Origin of the sequence: Algibacter agarivorans, from assembly GCF_039543245.1 — a bacterium.
Lineage (GTDB): Bacteria > Bacteroidota > Bacteroidia > Flavobacteriales > Flavobacteriaceae > Algibacter_G > Algibacter_G agarivorans.
On the sequence record NZ_BAABJJ010000001.1, the window covers coordinates 105,923 to 126,883 of the forward strand.

The window sequence follows — 20,961 nt, forward strand, 5'->3', positions numbered from 1 at the left end:
ATTTGATGCCACTACCAAATGACATTGTTTTACGACCTCGATTTAAAATGGAAATTCCACGATATAATCAAGCTATTTTAAGTGATTTCAGGAATGCTAAAACAACACAATCAGATTTTATTATTACTAGGGTTGATGACCACGTTTTTATAAGGTTTCCAAAGGACAAGCAAAGTTTTTGGTCCCCGCAATTGCATCTTGAAATTAATGAAGTTGACGAAAACCATAGTGTAATCCATGGCTTATTTGGCCCCAACCCAACCGTTTGGACACTTTTTATGTTTCTGCATTTTATGGTTGCAGGGGTGTTTATTGCCTTCGGAATTTGGACTTATACCAATTGGACTTTAGGACAAGCTTTTACTATACAAGCCAGTATAACGATTCTGATGGTACTCATTTGGGTTGTTTTATACTTTGCTGGTAGTATTGGCAAGGCATCAAGCACCAGTGATATGCGTTTACTAAATGATTTTATGTATAACGTTTTAGGTATTGAGCAAGACAAAGCGCCTTAACAGCAATCTTGTGTTTTTGGCTAAAACTGTTATTCATATGTACTAGTTATTGTAACCAAAACGTTTCAACTGATTTTGATTGCTACGCCAATTTTTATTCACTTTTACATAAAGTTCTAGATGGATTTGCTTTCCGAAAAACTTTTCCAAATCTTTTCTAGCTTCCACCCCTACGCGCTTTAAAGCACTCCCCTTATGACCAATGATGATGCCTTTTTGTGTTTCGCGCTCTACCATGATCACTGAACGGATACGGATAATGTTTTCTTCTTCAAAAAACTCTTCGGTATCTACTTCAACAGCATATGGAATTTCTTTTTTATAATGAATAAGAATCTTTTCGCGAATGGTTTCATTAATAAAAAAACGTTCTGGCTTATCTGTTAACTGATCTTTTGGATAAAAAGGCGGCGACTCTGGAAGCAACTCGATTATTCTACCAAATACTTCTTTTACTTGAAAACCTTCTAGTGCTGAAATAGCAATAATTTCCGCATTGGGCACTTTTTTTGCCCACAATTGCACTTGAGATTCCAACTGACCTTGATCAGATTTATCAATCTTATTCAGCAATAATAAAACAGGAATTTTAGAATTGGTTATTTTGTTGAAGAAGGCTTCATCTTTTAATTCTTGTTCACCTATTTCAACCATATAAATTAATACATCAGCATCTTCAAAAGCAGATTTAACAAACCCCATCATAGATTGTTGAAGCTCGTAGGCTGGCTTGATAATTCCTGGTGTGTCACTAAAAACAACCTGAAAATCGTCACCATTTACAATACCTAAAATCCTATGTCTCGTAGTCTGTGCTTTTGAAGTGATAATAGATAATTTTTCACCTACAAAGGCGTTCATTAATGTAGATTTACCCACATTAGGATTACCTATAATATTTACAAAACCTGCTTTATGCTTCATGATCTTCTTTTTTATATGTTGCAAAGTTACAATGTTGATTTGTAATACTGGTTATAAAACATTTTAAACAAAAAAAACAGGAAGTTAAACTTCCTGTTTTTAATTATATTAAAGTATATTAAGATTACTTAACCTCTAATAACTCTACATCAAAAATTAATGTTGAGTTAGGTTTAATTACTCCACCTGGTCTTGGGTTTGCTCCATAAGCCAAATCGCTAGGGATAAAGAATTTGTATTTAGAACCTGGAGTCATTAATTGCAAACCTTCTGTCCATCCTTTTATAACTTGAGTAACACCAAATTCAGTTGGCTCACCTCTATCAACAGAACTATCAAATACAGTTCCATCAATTAAAGTACCATGGTAATGTACTTTTACTTTAGATGCTGTTGTTGGTTTATCACCAGATCCTTCTTTTAAAACAATATATTGTAAACCGCTTTCAGTAATTTTAACACCTTCTTTAGATTTATTATCTTCCAAGAACTTAATGCCATCTGCTTTTGCTTTTTCTCCTTCTTCTTTAGCTATAGCCGCTTGTTCTTTTTGTTTCTTTTGAAAATACGTTTGAATCACTTTTTGCGTTTGCTGTTCATCTAATAAAATATTAGTTGAATCAAGTGCATTTCTAAGGCCTTGAATATAGATTTCTATATTAGCTTCATCAAAACCTGTTTTTAATTGTTTTCCCATATTAAGACCGATTCCGTAACTTACAGAATCAACCTCTGTTTTTAAGGGCTTATTAGAAACTTCGTTATTATTACAAGATACTACTACTAAAGCTAATGCTACTAGACTTAAAAATTTCATTATTTTCATTTTTGTTTATTTTTTTTATTCTGACGCCAAATGTAACAAATTTATGGTGAGTAAAAAAAAGAAAACCTTCCAGAATATCTGGAAGGTTCTTTTATAAAAAATATAATCTATTAACTCGTTTTAGTTCTACCTAATATCTTGAATAGGATTTATCCTCTAACAGATTTTACTATAGCCAACGCAGCTCTTACATCCTGCTCTAACTTAGCGTAATCTTTGTTTGCAATAATGTCTTTTGAGATTAACTTAGATCCCATTCCAACACAAGTTACACCAGCATCAAACCAACCTTTCAAGTTCTCTTCTGTTGGAGAAACCCCTCCTGTTGGCATAACACTTGTCCATGGTTGAGGCCCTTTAACGCCCTTAACAAATTGTGGCCCGTAAATGTCTCCAGGGAAAAGTTTGACAATTTCGCAACCTAATTCTTCTGCTCTTGTTATTTCTGTTAAAGTTCCACAACCAGGAGACCAAAGTACTTTTTTACGGTTACATGCAATTGCAATATCTTCTCTTAACACAGGAGTTACAATAAAGTTTGCTCCTAGTGCCATATATAAAGATGCTGCTGCACCATCGGTAACAGAACCAACCCCCATAATCATCCCTGGTAATTCTTTGATCGCGTATTTTGTTAACTCACCAAAAACTTCGTGAGCAAAATCGCCACGCGCTGTAAATTCCATTAATCTTGCTCCACCATCGTAACAAGCCTTTAATACTTTTTTACTTAATTCTATATCATTGTGGAAAAACAAAGGAATCATTCCTGTGTCTTTCATTGCTTGCGCTACTTCTAATCTTGAAAATTGTGCCATTTTATTATTTTTTAATTTTTAGTTCCAGTTTAATATTTTCTTAAAATCGTATGCTTCCGGATTTGGTAGAAACTTTTTCGCTTCTTCATAATCCTTTTCTTTAATATAAAAAAGGTTGTTTATAAACAGTTGTGCCATATCTGAATTAATGTCGACCAATCTAGGTGGAATCTTACCTTCATTATCTTCAAAATCCTTTAAATACAATGGCATTATATCTCCCTTTGAATTTGCACTAACGATACAACCAGAAACTCCTTGGTCATATAGTTTCTTTACACCTATACCTAGTAATGTACATAGGGTTAAATCAAATGCAATTGGTTTACAACATCTTAATTCATAGCCAAGCTCTACAGGTCTAGATTTAATATTCAACCCAAGTTCTTTTAATTTAACTTGCAATAAATAATTAAATATATGAGACTTGCTAACGTTTCCTAATTCAGGATGTCCATGATCATCATAGGTGAAATTTATACCCGAGTTGATAATTTCTTTTTCTTCCATAAAATGAAAAACCCCCTCACTAACTAAAGCAACACCATATTCTATACCTTGAATTTTACATTTAACTATAGAAGAAATAATCATATTAATGATTTTTTCGAATGTGATATTGGTTTTGTTAAACATTTCAGGAATAATCATCATTTGATAATGACAAGCTGAAGCAATTCCAAAAGCCAAATGGCCAGCAGAACGCCCCATTGCAGCAACTATAAACCAATTTTCACTAGTTCTAGCATCTTCATAAACTGTATTACCAATACGAACTCCTTCGTCTTTAGCTGTATGAAAACCAAAAGTTGGATTTCTGTCAGGTAAAGGTAAGTCGTTATCTATAGTTTTTGGGACATGAACATGTGCAACATCCAAATCCTGACTATTAACATATTTAGTTAATCTATTAGCAGTTGAAGCTGTATCGTCTCCTCCAATAGTAACTAATAATTTTACATTATGTTTCTTAAAAAAATCTGCTTTAAAATCGCTGTCTTTTGGTTTAAATCTACTCATTATTAAAGTAGAACCTCCAAGACTAAAAATACGATCCGCACGATGAAAATCAAAAAAAACTATTGATGGATCATCAGAAAGCAATCCTTTATAACCATGGTGCACACCTATAACGTCATAACCATCCTTTAAGAAAGTTTTGGCCAATGTGCTTATAACCGTATTTATACCTGGTGCAGGACCACCTCCACACATTATTGCAATCGATTTTCTCATAGGATATGTTGATTTTAAAATTTAGTTAAATCCACAAGGTTTTTAAAACCTTGCGGATTTAAAAAATATATTATCTAGCCACACGTCCTGAAGCGTCACCTCCCATTAATTTTTCTACTTCTGAAACAGTAACTAAGTTTGCATCACCTTTAATGGTGTGTTTTAAACAAGATGCTGCAACAGCAAAGTCTAATGCATTTTGATCATCTTCTGGGTATTTTAACAATCCGTAGATTAAACCTCCCATAAATGAATCTCCACCACCAACTCTATCTACGATATCGGTAATTTGATATTGACGTGTTTGTAACATTTGTTTACCATCATATAAAACGCCTGCCCAAGTATTGTGAGATGCAGAAATCGACCCTCTTAACGTAGTAATTACTTTTTTAGCTCTAGGGAATTTTTCCATCATTTGTTGACAAACGGATAAGAAAGCTTCTGCTTTTACATCATGTCCAGCCGTTTGAACTGCAGCTCCTGCAGGTTTAATTCCAAAATGCATTTCTGCATCTTCTTCGTTTCCTAAAACAATATCACAGTAAGAAGTCAATTCTGTCATTATAGATTCTCTATGAGCGTCATCACAGAAATTCCAAAGTTTTGCTCGGTAATTTAAATCTGTTGAAATAGTAATTCCTTTTGCGCTAGCAGCTTTCACAGCTTCTAAACAAACATCTGCAGATCCTTGAGAAATTGCCGGTGTTATACCTGTCCAGTGAAACCACTCTACACCATCAAAAACAACATCCCAATCAATCATTCCTGATTCAATTTCAGACATAGCTGAATGTGCACGGTCATATACTACTTTAGACCCTCTAGATACAGCTCCAGTTTCTAGGAAATAAATCCCTAAACGATCACCACCGTAAACAATTTTATCAACACCTACACCTCTTTTACGCATTTCCATCATGGCACATTCACCAATATCATTCTTTGGCAAACGTGTTACAAAATCAACATCAACACCATAGTTAGCTAATGATACTGCTACATTTGATTCTCCACCACCATAAATGGCGTCAAAATTGTTAGCTTGTGAAAATCTTAAAAATCCTTGAGGAGCTAATCTTAACATGATTTCTCCAAATGTTACTACTTTTCCCATTTTTAATACTCTTATTTATGTTATTTAGTTTTGCTTAAACGTTTAACCTGTTTTTAAAAAATAAATCAAAACCATATATAAACTTATTGTTTTGATAATAAAAATTAAAGCAATATATTTGCTTAAACGTTTAAGCAAATATATAAAAAAATTGAATACCAAAAAGAAAACTACCATAAAAGATATTGCTAACGTATTGAATATCTCTGCAGCTGCCGTTTCTAAAGCCCTTCACGACGACTCCCGTATTAGTGAAAAAACAAAAAAAGCAGTAAAACAGGTCGCTAAAAACCTAAACTATCAACCAAATCACCTTGCTAGTGCCTTACGTAAAGGAAAAAGTAACTTGGTAGGTGTTATTGTTCCGCGTACAAACAGCAATTTTTTCTCTTCTGTTATTCAGAATATTGAAGAGGTTTTAAATAAAGAAGGTTACAATATAATTATCACCCAATCCAATGAATCCTATAAAAAGGAGTGTGCCAATATAGATACCTTACTATTTACACAAGTTGATGGCATAATAGCATCCATGGCAAATGAAACTATAGATTTAGAATATTATGAAAAAGTAAAATCTAAAGGGATTCCTCTCATTTTATTTGATCGCGGTGAAAATGATTTGAATGTGGATTATATAGGTATTGATGATTATAACAGTAGCCACATGATTGTTGAACATCTTATTGAACAAGGTTGCAAGCGTATTGCACATATTGGTGGCTACAAACATACTCGGATTTTCAATAATAGAATTAAAGGTTATATTGATGCTTTAAAAAAACATGATTTACCTTTAGACACCGAACTTCTTATTGAAAGTAGCCTTACTATTGAAGATGGCAGAAAGAAAATGTTGCGTCTATTAACATTAAAAAACAGACCCGATGCCGTTTATGTAGCTAGTGATTATGCTGCCTTAGGCGCACTTCAAGTGCTGAACGAACAAAACATTAACATGCCAAATGACATCGCGCTTGTTGGTTTTGGAGACGAACCATTTACTGCTATGGTTACACCAACAATTACAAGTATTAATCAGCATAGTGCAGAGATTGGAAAACAAGCAGCTAAAACATTTTTAAAGCGTGTTAAAAAAACAGCTGCAAAGCAAACATTGAATAAAATAATATTGGATGCTGAATTGGTTGTTAGAGATTCATCAAATACAAAAAAATCAATGATGCATTTATAGATAAAACACATCCAACTCATCCTTATTTAACTGATAAGCCTTCTTCAAAATCCATAAAAAATAGTCAATATATTATTTCCTGAAATCTTAGAGAATCATCATTACAATCATGTTGTTTTATTTAAAATATGATCTAAAACCCACGTAGTGTGTAGTGCTGTTTTTCCTGTTGAAGGATGTTCAATACTCTCTAATAAATGATTTTTCATATTTTGAACATGGAAAAACTGAATGTTTTCAGGATTCTCTATAGTTACACTTTCTTTATGAGATTCATGTTCTAATACTATTGGAGCTTCATCAAAAATAGAGAAACTTATTTTTCCTTTATCACCATAAATTTGAACATGGTCTTCTCTTTTTTCAGTTCCAAAATTCCAACTACCAGAGCCTGTTACTCCAGATTTATGAATCCAACTTCCAGTAATTGAATCCATAGCCGTATAGAGCCCTTGTTGATTAACTGCTATGCCATGTGCTTGTTTTATATCTCCCAATAAGTGAGCAAATAAATCGATACCATGAGATGCTAAATCATCAAAATAACCTCCATGAGCAATTTTAAAATCTGTGCGCCAGTTGTATGCTTTAGATAAATCAATTGTATTTGCAGGCTTGCTTAAATGCCAGTTTACATGCCTTAAAGTTCCAATTTTGTTTTCCTCAAGCCACAATTTAATCTGTTTAAACCTAGGAAGCGACCGTCTGTAATAAGCAACAAACAATGGAATTTTCTTTACTTTAAATGCGTTATAAATTAATAAACACTCGTTATAGCTTGGCGCCATTGGTTTTTCAATACAGCATATTTTTCCTGCTGCGGCAACTTTTAATGCGTAATAGCCATGAGAATCTGGTGGCGTGGCAATATATACGGCATCAATTTCGGGGTCATTAATCAAATCATCTGCATTTCCAAAAAATTTGGGAACATGATGCCTTAAAGCATAATCTTCAGCCTTTTCAATATTACGCCGCATGACTGCATGCAACTCAAAACCAGCTACTTTTTGGTAAGCAGGTCCACTTTTAAGCTCTGTAACATTGCCACACCCAATAATACCCCATTTATATATTTTACTCATTCTTTTAATAAACTGTAATTCCCAATATCCATATCCCTAAGCGATTTAAACATGGGTTTATATTTAATCTAATGAAAATTTATTAATTCTGTGCTTTTTAAAGATTTCTAAGCCATGTTCGAGGAACTTTGCATATTCATCTTCATCAGGAGTATAACCTACTGGTTCAGTCAAAACTTTATTTCCTTCAGAATTCAATAACACATAATATGGTTGTGAATTTGACTTAAAAAATTGTGTTTGAAAATTAGCCCATTTATGTCCATAATTCTTGAGTAATCGTTTACCTCCGTTAACTCTGTTTACTTCAACTTTTTCATCTGCTGGCAAATCTTTTTTATCATCCACATACAAAGAAATTAAAACATATTCATTTCGCAAATAATTATCAATTTTTTCTAATGGCCAGATATGCTCTTCCATCTTTCTACAGTTTACACAAGCATAACCAGTAAAATCGATCATTATTGGCTTATTCACTTGTTTCGCATAAGCCATACCTTCTTTTAAATCTTTAAAAGTTTTAAGGTTATTAGTTGAAGCACTAGGATACAGCCAGCTATACCCGACAGGAGGCGCTAAACCACTTAACAAAGTTAAAGACGTAAAGGTATTCGTTTCTTTATTTACTCTAAATCCAGAAACTAGATAGATTGTAAATGCAGCTACCAGTATCCCTCCCGAAATTCTAGAGAATGATAGCTTTTTTATAAGAGCGTCATGCGGAAACTTAATTTTCCCGAATAGATATATAGCCAAACCACCAAAAATAATAATCCAAAGTATTAAAAAGGGTTCAATTTTTAATAGCCCCCAATGTTTTACTAAATCGGCATTTGATAGAAATTTGAAAGCCAATGCTAATTCTAAAAAGCCTAAAATAACCTTAGTTGTATTTAACCAACCTCCAGATTTTGGTAAGGCATTCATCATATTTGGAAACATGGCAAACAACGCAAATGGTAAACCTAAAGACACACCAAAACCTGCCATGCCTGCTGTAAGTTGCCATGCACCTCCATCTGCTGTTAACGAACCTGCTAATAGCGATCCTAAAATTGGTCCTGTACAAGAAAAAGAGACTATAGCTAAGGTTAGAGCCATAAAGAAAACACCTATTACCCCACCTGTGTTTTCACCTTGAGTAGTTTTAGTTGTCCAACTTGCTGGAAGTGTTAATTCGTAATATCCAAAAAATGAAAATGCAAAAAAAACAAATATGGCGAAGAAAATAACATTGAGCCATACATTGGTTGAAATCTCATTTAAAATATCTGGATTTACAGAATCTAAAAGATGAAAAGGAATGCTTAATATTAAATAAACTAATAAAATAAAAAAGCCATATAATAATGCTTTTCCAACACCTGAGCTTTTACTTTGACCGCTACTTTTTGTAAAAAAACTAACTGTTAATGGAATCATTGGGAATACACAAGGTGTCAATAAAGCGAGTAAACCGCCTAAAAAACCTAATCCAAAAATAGTCCAAAGTGATTTTTTTTCCACTTCTGTACTAGCAGCTAACTCAATATTCTCTGGAACCATGCCGTAAAGCGCATTGTTTACTGCATCATTATCTATAATACCTGTTATATTTATTTTTTCAGTAGCACTTGTTTCATTTAAACTAAAAACCAAATCAACTTCAGTTGGAGGCAAACACCTTTTATCATCGCATACCATAAATTCTACAGTACCATTCACTGTAGATTTACTTTCCAAAAGTTTTATTTTTTGTTTGAAAGTTGCATGATTTTCAAAATAGGTAATCTCCATTTCAAAAACGGGATCATCTACAGTATGTCCTTCATCTTCGATAGTACTACCTAACATTTCTATACCACCATCCGCATTATCAAAAGTGAATGTAGTTGGTATTGGCCCATCTTCTGGAACATTTTGAGAATACAAATGCCACCCAGCATCAATAGAAGCTTTAGTAACTAATTTATATTCGGAATCTGAAACTTTTTCAACAGACGTTTCCCACTTTACAGGCTCAAATATTTGGGAAAAAGCATTAAAGCCAATACATAAGGCTATAAATAATATTAAGTTTTTCATGTTCTTTTTTATAATACCGTTGTTTGCAATCCATTCCTGCATAGCTTTTTCTTAGACTTACTTCATGAAACAAACTTACAGCGTTTAATGAAAGGTAAAGACATATTTTAAAGGTTTAACATAATTTTACATTGTTCTTCAAATTTAGTGTAAATGCCTTGATATCATTCATATTTATTCTGTTTACGAAATTATCAAGATTATTCATATTACAACCCTTTTACTATTTTTTTATTGCAAATATATGGTGACCTTAAACAAAAAAAAGGCCTCTGATTTCTCAGAAGCCCTACACTTATTAGCATAATTGTTTAAAAATATCTAACTTTTTTATACAAGAATTTCAGAAAATTGATTCTAATTAATAAACTCATCTTATAACTTTACGAGTTTAATAGTGTCCTTTTCTTTTTTATCATTTTCTGCTTTTAGAATATACACGCCTTTAGGTAAATTTGAAATATTAAAAGCATGTCCTTTTTTAAAGTTCCCTTTATAGGAATTAACAAGTTTTCCTGTTATATTATAGATTGAAACCTTTTCCAAAGATGTATTTACTTGAAACGATGTTGAAGCAGGATTTGGATAGACTTGTATGTTTAAATCGTTTTCAAAGCTGTTAACTGATAATGTTGAAGGGTTATTTCCAAACACTTTAAATTCACCAGATGCCAAACTTAAAGATGTTGTAGATCCGTTTATGGTTGTGTTTCCTGTTTCGTCCATTAAATCGTACCAGGTTCCACCCTCTTGAAAATTAGTAGTAATGGATTGTTGTGTCACTCCAAAATTACCTAATACCGTAATATATTTAATGTCATTTCCAGTTGCAGAATCTAAAGTTAAATGGATGCTTTTAAGTCCATTCGTTCCTCCTAAATCCATAGAAAAATTGGTTGTATTAAAAATAGGCTGGGTAAGTTTTAAATGAATCAACCTTGCCCATACATCATATATTGCCTTTCTATCTGGGTTTGTAACATACTCCCAACGGATTGGTTTTTCGCCAGTTCTGCCATTAAAATCTATATCGACTTCGTAACCTAATTCTCCAAACTGCCAAATCATTTTTGGACCTGGAACTGTAAAGAAAAAAGCCCCTGCCGTTTGCATTCTCGCTAAAGCCGTATTTGCTGTTTTAACTGAATAACCACCGTTTGAATTACCAAACTGAAGATTCTTATACATTAAACGCTGTTCATCATGGCTTTCCATATAAGAAACAGCGGAAGGTCCATCAAATCCCTTTACTGAATAAGATACATTTGAAAAATTAGATTGGTTATTAACATGGTATCCCATGGTGGCCTCATTGTAAGAACCGTTTATGTTATTCCAAAGCATGATGCCTTTACCTTCATTTGCACGATAATCTGCCCATTGCTTTTCTTCATCGATACCTCCTAAATGTTCAAAAATGATGTAAAAATCAGAATCCATTGCCCATTGATAATCGGCATATTCTTTTAGCACATCTACCCTATCCTTTTTAAATTCATTTGTACAATTTTCATCTGAAGATGTACAAAGCTGTGTAAATCCTTTTGTTAAATCCCATCTAAAACCGTCAATTTTATATTCTTCAATCCAGTATTTTACAGTCCTTTCAACATAACTTTTAGTCGCTTCAGATTGATGATTAAAATCATTAAAAACACTATAAGAGTGCGTTGCTGTTTGATTGAAAAATGGATTATCGACAGAAGCCTGTCCTCCATAACCACCATTATCTGTATTCCAAAGGCGATAAAAAGGGTTTTGACCCGTTGCGTGATTGTAAACAACATCTAATATAACTGCTATACCTCGGTTATGGCATTCATCAATAAATTGCTTAAAAGCCGTTGGTGTTCCATAATATTTGTCTAGCGCCATGTGAAAAGAAGGATTGTATCCCCAACTTTTATTTCCATCAAACTCATTAACAGGCATGAATTCAATAGCATTTGCACCCAAATCTTGAATGTAATCCAAACGTGCCTTTATAGCATCAAAACTGTGTAACTCATCAAAATCTCGGATAAGTAATTCATAAATAACTAAATCTGTTTTTGCTGGTGGTTGAAAATTAGTTGTTTGCCAAGAATAATCAGGATCTCCTGTCCTTAATAAAGTTACAGCGTGATTTGTAGAACCCGTAGGATAAGATGGCAAGTTAGGATATGTGGTTGCATTTATAGATGAATCGTTGAACTCATCTAAAATAGTCGTTGAATATGGATCTGCAACTTTAATCGTGGAATCAACCAAATATTGATACATATGGTTTGTATTTGGTGTTAATCCGGTTAATTCGATCCAAAATTTATCTCTAGCAGTATCTTTGTTCATTTTGAAACTTGCATTTTCCTGCCAGTTGTTAAAATTACCTATAACATGGACTGTAGATTTATTTGGCGCATATAACACTAAAGTTGCTTTCGTATTATCATTAGAATCTAAGTTAACACCGTCTAACATGCCCGAAGGCACTGGGTTAGTTGGCGTGAGTCTTGCTCTAAAAGATTCAGAAATCGTTCTGCTGCCATCATTTGCTTCAAGTACAAAATCGACATCTGAAGTTAATGTATAATCAAAATTGTAATTTTTGGTTCCGTTTGCAGTATTTACAGGCGTTCCATTTGCTTTTAAAGTGAAATCTGATGTTAAAGTGGAAGTCGCTGAAAAATTGATTAATGTTCCAGAATCAACAACTGTAAGATAATCGCTAGGCGCCGTTAAAGTCAGTTCATTTATAGCAAGGCTTAAGAAGTTGTTTTGTGTTTTTTTCTCACCACTGCCTGTTGATGCACCATCATCTGCTTTTAGTAAAAAGCTAATCTTTGAAATGTCGGTTGTTCCAAATAAAGCACTTGGTGTAAATGTGAACCCATAGGTGCCATTTCCATTATTGGTAAGTTTTTGCAATGCATTGGAATCGTTCCATGAACCATTAGTTGGAGAATCACCAGCTTGAGAACCATTTAAATCAAAATACCATGCCCAGATGTAAATATTATTTGGTTGCCCTGCATTCCATAAGGTCGGATCGATATTGGATACTGTAATAGTTACCACATCGTTTACTGAAAACTCTGCTTTATCAATACTTATGCTTGCTTGTTGCTCTTGTGCCGATAAAAGAAAAAAGGAAAAGAAACTAAATAAATATATAATTTTTTTCATCGTATTGTATTTTGGAAAAAAAGGCTGTAAAAATTGTACAGCCTCTTTTAATCATTCTAAAAAAACTTCTTATTGAACAATCACCGTTCCTTCATTAAAGTCAACAGTAATTATATAAGTACCATCTCCTGGAGCCGCTATATTGTTCTCTCCATCTCTTACTAACATGCCAGGGTATGCAGAACTTTGCCCCCAATCGTTATCCCAAGAACCTTGAACAGGCAAGAATTTAAATTCATCAGATGCCACTAATATTTGACTAATTTCGAATACACCTTCCGACAATTTTGTAAATTGAGGAGCTGTTCCATTATCCCAGCCATTAGGAGAACCCACTAAATATAAATTATCTGGTATTTCTGTTACAGTGAACGATAGTGTGTTAAAATCTATAGTAATCATGTAAGTTCCGGCCGTAGCAACTGGAATATTACTTTCGCCATCTTGTACTAACTTACCAGCATTGTCTGGGTTTTCACCCCAATCACCACCCCAATCGCCAGAAACAGGTAGAAGTTTAAATTCTGATCCTGCGTCAAAGGTTTGTACGCGTACAAACACGCCATTGCCTGTTGTATTGAATTGTTGTGAAGCATCTGCATTGTTCCATCCATTATGAGACCCTACTGAATATAGATTGTTAATTGCTGATGCATTAACAGTTAAGTTATTGAAATCGACAATTACAACATATTTACCAGCATCTGTAATTTTTATATTTTGCTCGCCGTCTTGAATTAAGCCTCCAGCATTCGCACGATCTTCGCCCCAATCACCATCATAAGTTCCTAAAGTTGGTAAGAACTTAAACTCAGCATTAGCGTCAAAATCATAAGTAAGAGAGAAAACGCCATTACCATCATTATAAAATGGAACAGCTGTTGTATTATTCCAACCATTAATAGAGCCTACCATATATAAGTTGTCTGGTGCTGCAAATTCTTTTACGGTTACTGAAAGTGTAGGGAAATCGACAGCAATCACATAAGTACCTGCATTAGTAACTTTCAGGTTTTGCTCGCCATCTTGAACTATTTTACCTGGGTTACTTGGATCCTCGCCCCAATCACCATCATAAGTTCCTAAAGTAGGCAGAAACTTAAATTCATCATTGGCAGATAGGTCTATTCGTAATTCAAAGCCACCATTTCCATTGCTGGTAAACGCATTTGCTTTCGTGTTATCCCAACCAACATGGCTTCCTACTAGGTACAATTCATTAATAACAAAAACATCCCAGTTCAAATATTTTTTTTCTGCTTTCAATTCTGAAACATCATCACTAATTTTAGCGTTAACGGTCCATATAACATTAGCATTATCCGCAAATTCTTGACCTATTTGAGTATTCGTCATAGTAAAAAAAGTTCCTGAAGGCACATCAAACGCTTTCAAAGGCTCTGAAAAATCCCCTCCTAATTCATCAAATAACAAGGTATATTCAATAGTTCCACTTCCGGTAGTTGTTGTAGCTTCTTCCCAAGAAAAAGTAACCTCTCCATCTGGATCTCCATAAATATCTGTCTTTATAATATTATTATTGTCAGGCAACAATAAATTGAAGTTTTTAACACCATTTGCAGAGAATCGAACGATTTCAACGGTGTTTTTACTTGTTGTAACTTCAACATCACCATTACTCGCAACGACTTGCCATAGTAATTCAGCCGTTTCGCCAGCAGCATAACCTGCAGTGCTCAATGCTCCATCAAGGGTTTCAAAAGTCAAAGTTAATTTGTTTTCTACACCATCATTATTCGATAGAAAACTCACAAACTCTGGAGTTTCATCCCCAGTCTTAAAGAAAAGAACCTTATAGGTTGGCGTTTTTGAAACTCCCGGTATAGCCTTCTTCCAATTCAATTCTATGGTGTTTTCTGGTGTCCCGGAATTTAACACATAGCTCGAAATGGCACTTTCAACAATACTAAAACCATTTAAAGCTTCAGTATCGGAGCTAAATTCTACGTCTTCTGTACAGGATACAAAAAGCGCTAATAGAATTATTGATATTTTGTAAAGTATATTTTTCATAATATATATAATTTTAATTACTAGCTGCTCTTAAACGAATGGTTCCTATCGCAGATTTTATTGTTGGATTATCGGTATCATAAAAATAATACTGCAGCTCCACTAAATTTCCTGAGTTATACAAACTGGGAAAACTAGCCGCCGGTATTATAGACCCTTGATAATATAGTCCACTAAAAGTAGTTGGCATTTCAATGGCTAATAATGGGTCTACTGTTGGTTCAATATGTACACTTATATTTTGCGCACCTGTCATTGCTGGGTTACTTAAACCCGTAAAGTCTTTATTAAAGCGAAGTGTTACTACATCTTTAGTTGTAGCTACCGATGGAAATGTTCTCACCTCATCTGGAATAAACTTAAATGGCGAAAAAGGGATTGATAAATCACCTGTTTGAAATGTTGGAGTTTGATCTCTTAACAAATACCCAATAGATGTTATAGATCCTGGTGCTGCCTCTGCTCCATATAATTCCGCTAAGGTTTTATAGGTGTTGCCGCCATCAGTGATAGGGAATTTTAAACGGTATTCCGTATCGCTCACTTTGGTTAATCTAGCTGCTGGTTTTATATTGGTCCATGAACCATTCGTTTTGGCATCGCCAGCACTAGAAAAACTCCAGAGATATAAATCTTGGCCTTCTAATGAATTTCCGTCCTTATCCTTTGCACCTGCTACATTAAAAATGATTTCAATGTTTTCATCAATAACCGTGTAACTTGCAGGGCTTCCTGTAACTACCGGGTCCTGAGCTTGAACAGTGAGTATGGATAAAAAGAAAATACTAAAAAATATATTTTTCATAATTCAGTTTTTATTGTTTAGCTAATATATATTCGTATCTGGTAACAGGACTGTTATCGGAATCGAACCTTTCGTAATTCAAAGATAATTTAGGTGCATCTCCAGAAATTCCAGAGAATGTTCTCATGTAAAAAATGACATTTTCACCATTAATTTGAGTTTCTATGCCAGATGATGCATTAATTCCTAATTCTTTGTTAACTAGGTTAATCGCGTCATTGGTTATCCAAGACCAAGATCCTGTACCTTCAGATATTACATACGCCATTGGAGAATTTCCAATACTTGTTGTTAAAGCCCCATTATCAATTTTCAAAGTGAAATCTGAAAACGGCATACTAGCAATAGCATTCGTAATATCTACTTTGGTCGCAAATTCAGGAAAGCTTTTCTTTTCAGCGTCTAAATCTATTTGACTTACTTTTTCTATAGCCCAAGTTCCTATAATTTGCTCGCTTCTGTTTACAGCATCGCCGTATTCGCCTTCATTGTCGGGTGAACATTGCGAGAACATCACCACTAGACTTATAAAAAAGCTGTATTTAATTATTTTTTTCATCGTTTTCTTTTTTTTAGTTACAACCACCTGTTGGGTTTTGAATAAATCCTGTAAACACTTCAGTTGCTGGAAATTGAAATACAATACCATTACAATTCCAAGGGGCGTTTCTTATGGTAAGTGAGCTTTCGCTAACTCCAATTCTTTTTAAGTCGTTAATTCTATTTCCTTCTCCAAGTAATTCTACGCGTCTTTGATTTCTAATAAGCGTAATTAATTGTTCTTTTGAAAGACCACTAACTGTAGAAAGTCCAGCTCTATCTAAAATTAAATTAACATCAGTTTCAGCTTGAGAAAGGCCGCTAGTTTCTGCAGCAGCCTCGGCTCTGATTAAAAGTAATTCTGTATAATGTGCCAACGGTACGTGTAAAATTCCTTTGTTAAATTTATTTAAGAAATATTCGCCATCTGTTTCTTCAAGCAATGCTTTTCTTTTGTCTGTTGACGGAATGGCGTTGTATAAATCTTGCATGATTCTGATGGTGCTATTAGAAACCGCTAAATCTGTTCTATATCTGCCAAAAGTTCCACCTTTGCTATTTGCTGTAGATTCGGATACGATTCCGAAAATGGTTTCAACATTTGGTGTCTCAGTATTGTTATTATCAACCAAGTTTCCAGCAAATCTTTCAGTTCCTGTATCACCACCTTGATATAAATTAACATCAAAAACAGCCGATGTATTTGTTAATGTACTATTCGCATAATTAAAAGCTTGTTCATAATTTGATCCCGCTGTGTCAATATCGGGTCCAAATCCGGCTTGAAAAAATACTTTTGCTAAATACGCTTGTGCTGCCGCCTTACTGGCATAATTTGGATCTTTGGAGTTTGTGGTGTTCAATAAACTTTCTGCCTCCTTTAAATCACTAACAAGGTTTTCATAATTCTGAGCCACAGTACCTCTGTTTTGTCCAATCGCATTATCGACCGAAGTAATGTACTGTATTCCCAAATGTGAATTATCTGCGCTATACCCAGGTGAGTGCGACATGAATCTTGAAATTTCAAAATGCGCCATCGCCCGTAAAAGCAGTGCTTCACCTTTTATTTCTTGCACTCTTGAATCTGTAGCAGATAACCCCAAAGCTTCGAGATTATTTTCAATATGCCCTAACACCACATTAGCGTCTAGTACAATTCTATAAAACCCTCGGTACATATTATCTCTAATCGTATTATTAAAGAATGATGTACTTCTGTTATAAATTTCGGTTTCATCAGAATTAATTCCATTAGACCCATCAATATTATCACCATTAATTTCAGCATAAAGTTGAGCATTTCCGCCTAAGGGCCAACCCAATTCATTGTAACCTGCGTTTAATAGCGCTTCTAAATCGGCCAAGTTTGTTGGACCAACTATATCGACATTTTCAGGAAGTTCTTCTAAATCACATGAAACAAACATGGATATAGAGAAAAACAATCCTAATAATAATTTTATATTAATTTTCATCGTTTCCATTTTAAAAAGTTGCATTAATATTAAATGTGAATGATCTTGACTGTGGAATACTTAAGTACGACACATTCGGCGATAAGTTTCTATCTCTTTGAAATTGGAAATCTCTCGCAATTTCAGGATCACCACCAGGGAATTTGGTCCAAGTAAATAAATTAGAACCTGTTAAAGCTAATTTTAATGAGCTTATGCCAGTGCCATTTAAAAACTCGGTTGGTAATGTATAATTAAGCGATACATTTCTTAACCTCAAATAAGAAGCATCATATAAAAAACCAGTATGATTATATTGCCATACACTGGAAAGTCCACTTACTTCGTTATGATCATGAAAAAGCCTTGGTTGTTCAGTAACATCACCTGGATTTCTCCATCTGTCATATATATCCGTTCTCACGTTTGATGAATTATTTCCGTCAATAAATGTTCCTAAAGCTCTTTTTGCATAACTGTCGTAAATATTACCTCCAATGGTAAATACAAAGTCGGTATCCAAGCCCCAGTTTTTATACTTAAACTTATTACCAAATCCGCCTGTTGCATCTGGAATAACAGAACCTGCTGAAACCCTATTGGCAAGATCGAAAGTTTTGGTTTCATTTCCTGCTTTATCCAAGAAAATTGGCAAACCATCTGTAGAATCCACTCTAGCAAAACGAACTAAATAGTTGGTTCCAATAGGCTGTCCTTCTATAACACGGGTATCATTAAATCCACCTTCTAATAAATCTGGACTTACACCTCCTAAGCTAATTAACTTATTGGCGTTATGTGCTATATTAAAAGTCGTTGTCCAAGAAAAATTATCATTGACTACATTTTTAGAGGTAAAATTAAATTCAATACCCTTGTTTTCAATTTCAGCAGCATTTATCCATAGACTTTCTCCAAATCCTGAAGATGGAATTTGAAATAAATCCAATAATACATCTTTAGATTTTTTGTAATATCCAGATAACTCAGTTTCAATACGGTTATTAAACAAGTTTAATTCAATTCCGAAATCTACCGTTTGAGCCGTTTCCCATTTTAAATCTGGGTTGTCCAGTCTAATAATAGATTTATATTCATTACCTAAATAATTAGTCCCTGAATTTGGAATACTATAAGCACCAAATCTTGAATCATTTCCTATTTCGGAGTTACCCGTTATACCATAGGATGTTTTAATTTTCAATAAACTTATAGCATCACTATTCGCTACAAAACCATGCTGAGAAAAATTATAGGCCGCAGAGACTGTTGGAAAAAACCCATATCTGTTATTTTCCCCAAAACGAGATGAACCATCAAGTCTTGCAAGCGCCATTAAATCAAGCGCATCATTATATGAATAATTAATACGTCCAAAATAAGAAGCAAAAGAATAAGCTGTTTTACCAGTGCTTTCTCTAGAATAATCAGGCGCATCCGATTCATAAAGTGGCACAGGACTATTTATGTGCCCTTGTGGATCTCCAAATTTATATAACAATCGCTCACTACGTTGGTATTCTGTACCTAGTAAAAAGTTAAAAGCATGTTTATCATTAAGATCCCAAAGGTATGAAGCCGTAAAATTCGTATTGTAATTAGTTACAAAAAATGGGTTTGCAGAAGCATAGGTGTTTTGTTCTTCTTCTGGTTTGCCAGCAATTCTGTCTACCTCAATAGATTGCCAGTAATAATCTCTAAAATCCATATAATCCAAAGACCCTGTGGCTCTTAAATAAAGATTGTCTATAGGTTGAAAATCAACAGCAATAGAATTTATAGTCCGCATTTCTTCAGACCGTCTATCTCTATATTCCAATTCCACTAATGGATTCCCAAACGTGTTATCTATGTCCCCATTGTCTTGATAAGGTGAATAAAAGGGTAACGTAAAGCTTTGTGCATTTCTCCACGTATCGTTAATGTTTACCTTATCGTAAACCCCTTTTGTTAATGAAGTATTTAAACCAATTTTTAAATTTTTGAGTATTTGATAATCTAAATTGAAACGCCCACTTAACCTTTTATATTCATCATTTTTAATAAAGGATTCTGTATCATCATAAGACAAGTTTGCATAAGTTTTTAGTTTTTCAGTTCCATAATTTACAGAAAAACTATGTCTGTTAGAAAACCCGGTTTTAGTGACCAAATCTATCCAATCAGTATTGGTGTTTAGGGCATCTTCCCAAGAAATATTCCTAGGCAAAGGCACTAAACCTGTATTGCCATCATTTTCCCAAGCTTCTTGATACACTTGTAACAATTGCTTATTATTCAATACTTTTGGTTTGTACGTTGGGTCAGAAGTTGAAACGCTTCCTGTATAAGAAAATTTCAAACCTTCTTTACCTCTTTTGGTTTTAATTAAAATAACACCATTAGCACCTCTAGAACCATAAATTCCGGCAGCGGCAGCATCTTTTAAAACTTCAATACTCTCAATGTCATTTTGGTTTAATGACGCTAATGGGTTATTGTTTTGTCCGTTAGAATCGCCTTGTAAAAAATAATCCTGTGTAATAGGGATACCATCAATAACATATAAAGGATCACCACCAGCCGAGATTGAGGAAATACCTCTAACTCTAACCACATTTGAAGAACCTGCTAACCCAGAACCCTGGATTACCTGAACCCCAGCTGCTTTTCCTTGCAACGCCGCATCAATAGAAGATACAGGATTATCCTTTAAGTCTTCACCATTTACACGCACAGCACTTCCAAGAATTTTACTTTTCTTCTGAACACCGTAACCAATAATCACGATTTCATCCAGTTGGGCAGCGTCTTCATCCATCTGCACATTTAATGTAGCCTGACCATTATAAGTTATTTCTTTAAGTTGATATCCAACGTAAGAGAATACAATGACATCTCCCTTTTTCACGTCAATTTGATAATTCCCATCAAAATCCGTTGCAGTTCCTGTTGCAGTGCCCTTTATAACGACATTTACTCCAGGAAGTGGTATGGATGTGGATTGCTCTGTTACCGTTCCTTTTACAGTTGTTTGCCCAAACATGAATGTCGGTGCAAAAAACAGAAAAAACAGTAAACTATTAATAATTGTCTTCATACAAATTAGTTTAATTAATGTGTCATTTAAGTTTAATTATATTTTCACTTCTCGCATCAAAACTATGTAAAGAAATTGTTAAGAAGCAATTTTAT

At 34.1% G+C, this 20,961-nt stretch carries 15 protein-coding genes; 2 read left to right on the forward strand and 13 right to left on the reverse strand.

What is annotated here, in order from left to right; all coding sequences use genetic code 11:
- Positions 1-5 precede the first annotated feature (5 nt).
- A complete protein-coding gene (locus ABD935_RS00550) occupies positions 6-518 on the forward strand; it encodes a GTP-binding protein (RefSeq protein ID WP_345189505.1) in 513 nt (170 codons plus the stop codon).
- Between the two features lie 42 nt (positions 519-560).
- On the opposite strand, the gene era is transcribed toward ABD935_RS00550, so the two are convergent.
- From era to ABD935_RS00575, 5 genes are all read right to left on the reverse strand, one after another.
- On the reverse strand, positions 561-1,442 hold the full coding sequence (gene era / locus ABD935_RS00555; protein WP_345189506.1) for a GTPase Era: 882 nt from the start codon (positions 1,440-1,442) through the stop codon (positions 561-563).
- 124 nt (positions 1,443-1,566) lie between these two features.
- Positions 1,567-2,259: a BamJ family beta-barrel-assembly machinery protein gene (gene bamJ / locus ABD935_RS00560; RefSeq protein WP_425550186.1), complete on the reverse strand. Its 693-nt coding sequence runs from the start codon at positions 2,257-2,259 to the stop codon at positions 1,567-1,569.
- Between the two features lie 158 nt (positions 2,260-2,417).
- A complete protein-coding gene (locus tag ABD935_RS00565; protein ID WP_345189508.1) occupies positions 2,418-3,086 on the reverse strand; it encodes a bifunctional 4-hydroxy-2-oxoglutarate aldolase/2-dehydro-3-deoxy-phosphogluconate aldolase in 669 nt (222 codons plus the stop codon).
- A gap of 18 nt (positions 3,087-3,104) precedes the next feature.
- Complete coding sequence (locus tag ABD935_RS00570) at positions 3,105-4,322, reverse strand: 6-phosphofructokinase (RefSeq protein ID WP_345189509.1); 1,218 nt, start codon at positions 4,320-4,322, stop codon at positions 3,105-3,107.
- Between the two features lie 70 nt (positions 4,323-4,392).
- Entirely contained in the window at positions 4,393-5,439 is a 1,047-nt protein-coding gene (locus tag ABD935_RS00575) for a PfkB family carbohydrate kinase (protein WP_345189511.1), read from the reverse strand.
- A gap of 151 nt (positions 5,440-5,590) precedes the next feature.
- Between ABD935_RS00575 and ABD935_RS00580 the strand changes: the two genes are divergently transcribed.
- A complete protein-coding gene (locus ABD935_RS00580; RefSeq protein ID WP_345189512.1) occupies positions 5,591-6,634 on the forward strand; it encodes a LacI family DNA-binding transcriptional regulator in 1,044 nt (347 codons plus the stop codon).
- Positions 6,635-6,741: 107 nt separating this feature from the next.
- Here the strand turns inward: ABD935_RS00580 and ABD935_RS00585 are convergent, their stop codons facing one another.
- The 8 genes from ABD935_RS00585 to ABD935_RS00620 all read right to left on the reverse strand — a co-directional run bounded on the left by ABD935_RS00585 (position 6,742) and on the right by ABD935_RS00620 (position 20,866).
- Positions 6,742-7,719 (reverse strand): Gfo/Idh/MocA family protein, encoded by a 978-nt coding sequence (locus tag ABD935_RS00585; RefSeq protein ID WP_345189513.1) that lies wholly within the window; start codon positions 7,717-7,719, stop codon positions 6,742-6,744.
- Between the two features lie 63 nt (positions 7,720-7,782).
- On the reverse strand, positions 7,783-9,786 hold the full coding sequence (locus tag ABD935_RS00590; RefSeq protein WP_345189514.1) for a protein-disulfide reductase DsbD family protein: 2,004 nt from the start codon (positions 9,784-9,786) through the stop codon (positions 7,783-7,785).
- Between the two features lie 375 nt (positions 9,787-10,161).
- Positions 10,162-12,951, reverse strand: coding sequence for an alpha-amylase family glycosyl hydrolase (locus tag ABD935_RS00595; RefSeq protein WP_345189515.1), 2,790 nt, complete (start codon positions 12,949-12,951; stop codon positions 10,162-10,164).
- Between the two features lie 69 nt (positions 12,952-13,020).
- The gene (locus ABD935_RS00600; RefSeq protein WP_345189517.1) at positions 13,021-14,985 is read right to left on the reverse strand and encodes a SusF/SusE family carbohydrate-binding protein; all 1,965 of its coding nucleotides are present in this window, start codon (positions 14,983-14,985) and stop codon (positions 13,021-13,023) included.
- Between the two features lie 13 nt (positions 14,986-14,998).
- Positions 14,999-15,790 carry a hypothetical protein gene (locus ABD935_RS00605; RefSeq protein ID WP_345189518.1) on the reverse strand — a complete coding sequence of 264 codons (792 nt, stop codon included), beginning with the start codon at positions 15,788-15,790 and terminating at the stop codon, positions 14,999-15,001.
- Positions 15,791-15,800: 10 nt separating this feature from the next.
- Positions 15,801-16,349 carry a hypothetical protein gene (locus ABD935_RS00610; RefSeq protein WP_345189520.1) on the reverse strand — a complete coding sequence of 183 codons (549 nt, stop codon included), beginning with the start codon at positions 16,347-16,349 and terminating at the stop codon, positions 15,801-15,803.
- Positions 16,350-16,362: 13 nt separating this feature from the next.
- Positions 16,363-17,808 carry a RagB/SusD family nutrient uptake outer membrane protein gene (locus ABD935_RS00615; RefSeq protein WP_345189521.1) on the reverse strand — a complete coding sequence of 482 codons (1,446 nt, stop codon included), beginning with the start codon at positions 17,806-17,808 and terminating at the stop codon, positions 16,363-16,365.
- Positions 17,809-17,818: 10 nt separating this feature from the next.
- On the reverse strand, positions 17,819-20,866 hold the full coding sequence (locus ABD935_RS00620) for a SusC/RagA family TonB-linked outer membrane protein (protein ID WP_345189522.1): 3,048 nt from the start codon (positions 20,864-20,866) through the stop codon (positions 17,819-17,821).
- Between the last annotated feature and the right edge of the window lie 95 nt (positions 20,867-20,961).

Excerpts from the sequence above, each read along its gene's own strand:
- ABD935_RS00620 (WP_345189522.1), bottom strand. The coding sequence starts at position 20,866 with ATGAAGACAATTATTAATAGTTTACTGTTTTTTCTGTTTTTTGCACCG.
- ABD935_RS00575 (WP_345189511.1), bottom strand. The coding sequence starts at position 5,439 with ATGGGAAAAGTAGTAACATTTGGAGAAATCATGTTAAGATTAGCTCCT.
- ABD935_RS00605 (WP_345189518.1), bottom strand. The coding sequence starts at position 15,790 with ATGAAAAATATATTTTTTAGTATTTTCTTTTTATCCATACTCACTGTT.
- bamJ (WP_425550186.1), bottom strand. The coding sequence starts at position 2,259 with ATGAAATTTTTAAGTCTAGTAGCATTAGCTTTAGTAGTAGTATCTTGT.
- ABD935_RS00550 (WP_345189505.1), top strand. The coding sequence starts at position 6 with ATGCCACTACCAAATGACATTGTTTTACGACCTCGATTTAAAATGGAA.
- ABD935_RS00570 (WP_345189509.1), bottom strand. The coding sequence starts at position 4,322 with ATGAGAAAATCGATTGCAATAATGTGTGGAGGTGGTCCTGCACCAGGT.
- ABD935_RS00600 (WP_345189517.1), bottom strand. The coding sequence starts at position 14,985 with ATGAAAAATATACTTTACAAAATATCAATAATTCTATTAGCGCTTTTT.
- ABD935_RS00565 (WP_345189508.1), bottom strand. The coding sequence starts at position 3,086 with ATGGCACAATTTTCAAGATTAGAAGTAGCGCAAGCAATGAAAGACACA.
- ABD935_RS00595 (WP_345189515.1), bottom strand. The coding sequence starts at position 12,951 with ATGAAAAAAATTATATATTTATTTAGTTTCTTTTCCTTTTTTCTTTTA.
- era (WP_345189506.1), bottom strand. The coding sequence starts at position 1,442 with ATGAAGCATAAAGCAGGTTTTGTAAATATTATAGGTAATCCTAATGTG.
- ABD935_RS00585 (WP_345189513.1), bottom strand. The coding sequence starts at position 7,719 with ATGAGTAAAATATATAAATGGGGTATTATTGGGTGTGGCAATGTTACA.
- ABD935_RS00610 (WP_345189520.1), bottom strand. The coding sequence starts at position 16,349 with ATGAAAAAAATAATTAAATACAGCTTTTTTATAAGTCTAGTGGTGATG.
- ABD935_RS00615 (WP_345189521.1), bottom strand. The coding sequence starts at position 17,808 with ATGAAAATTAATATAAAATTATTATTAGGATTGTTTTTCTCTATATCC.
- ABD935_RS00590 (WP_345189514.1), bottom strand. The coding sequence starts at position 9,786 with ATGAAAAACTTAATATTATTTATAGCCTTATGTATTGGCTTTAATGCT.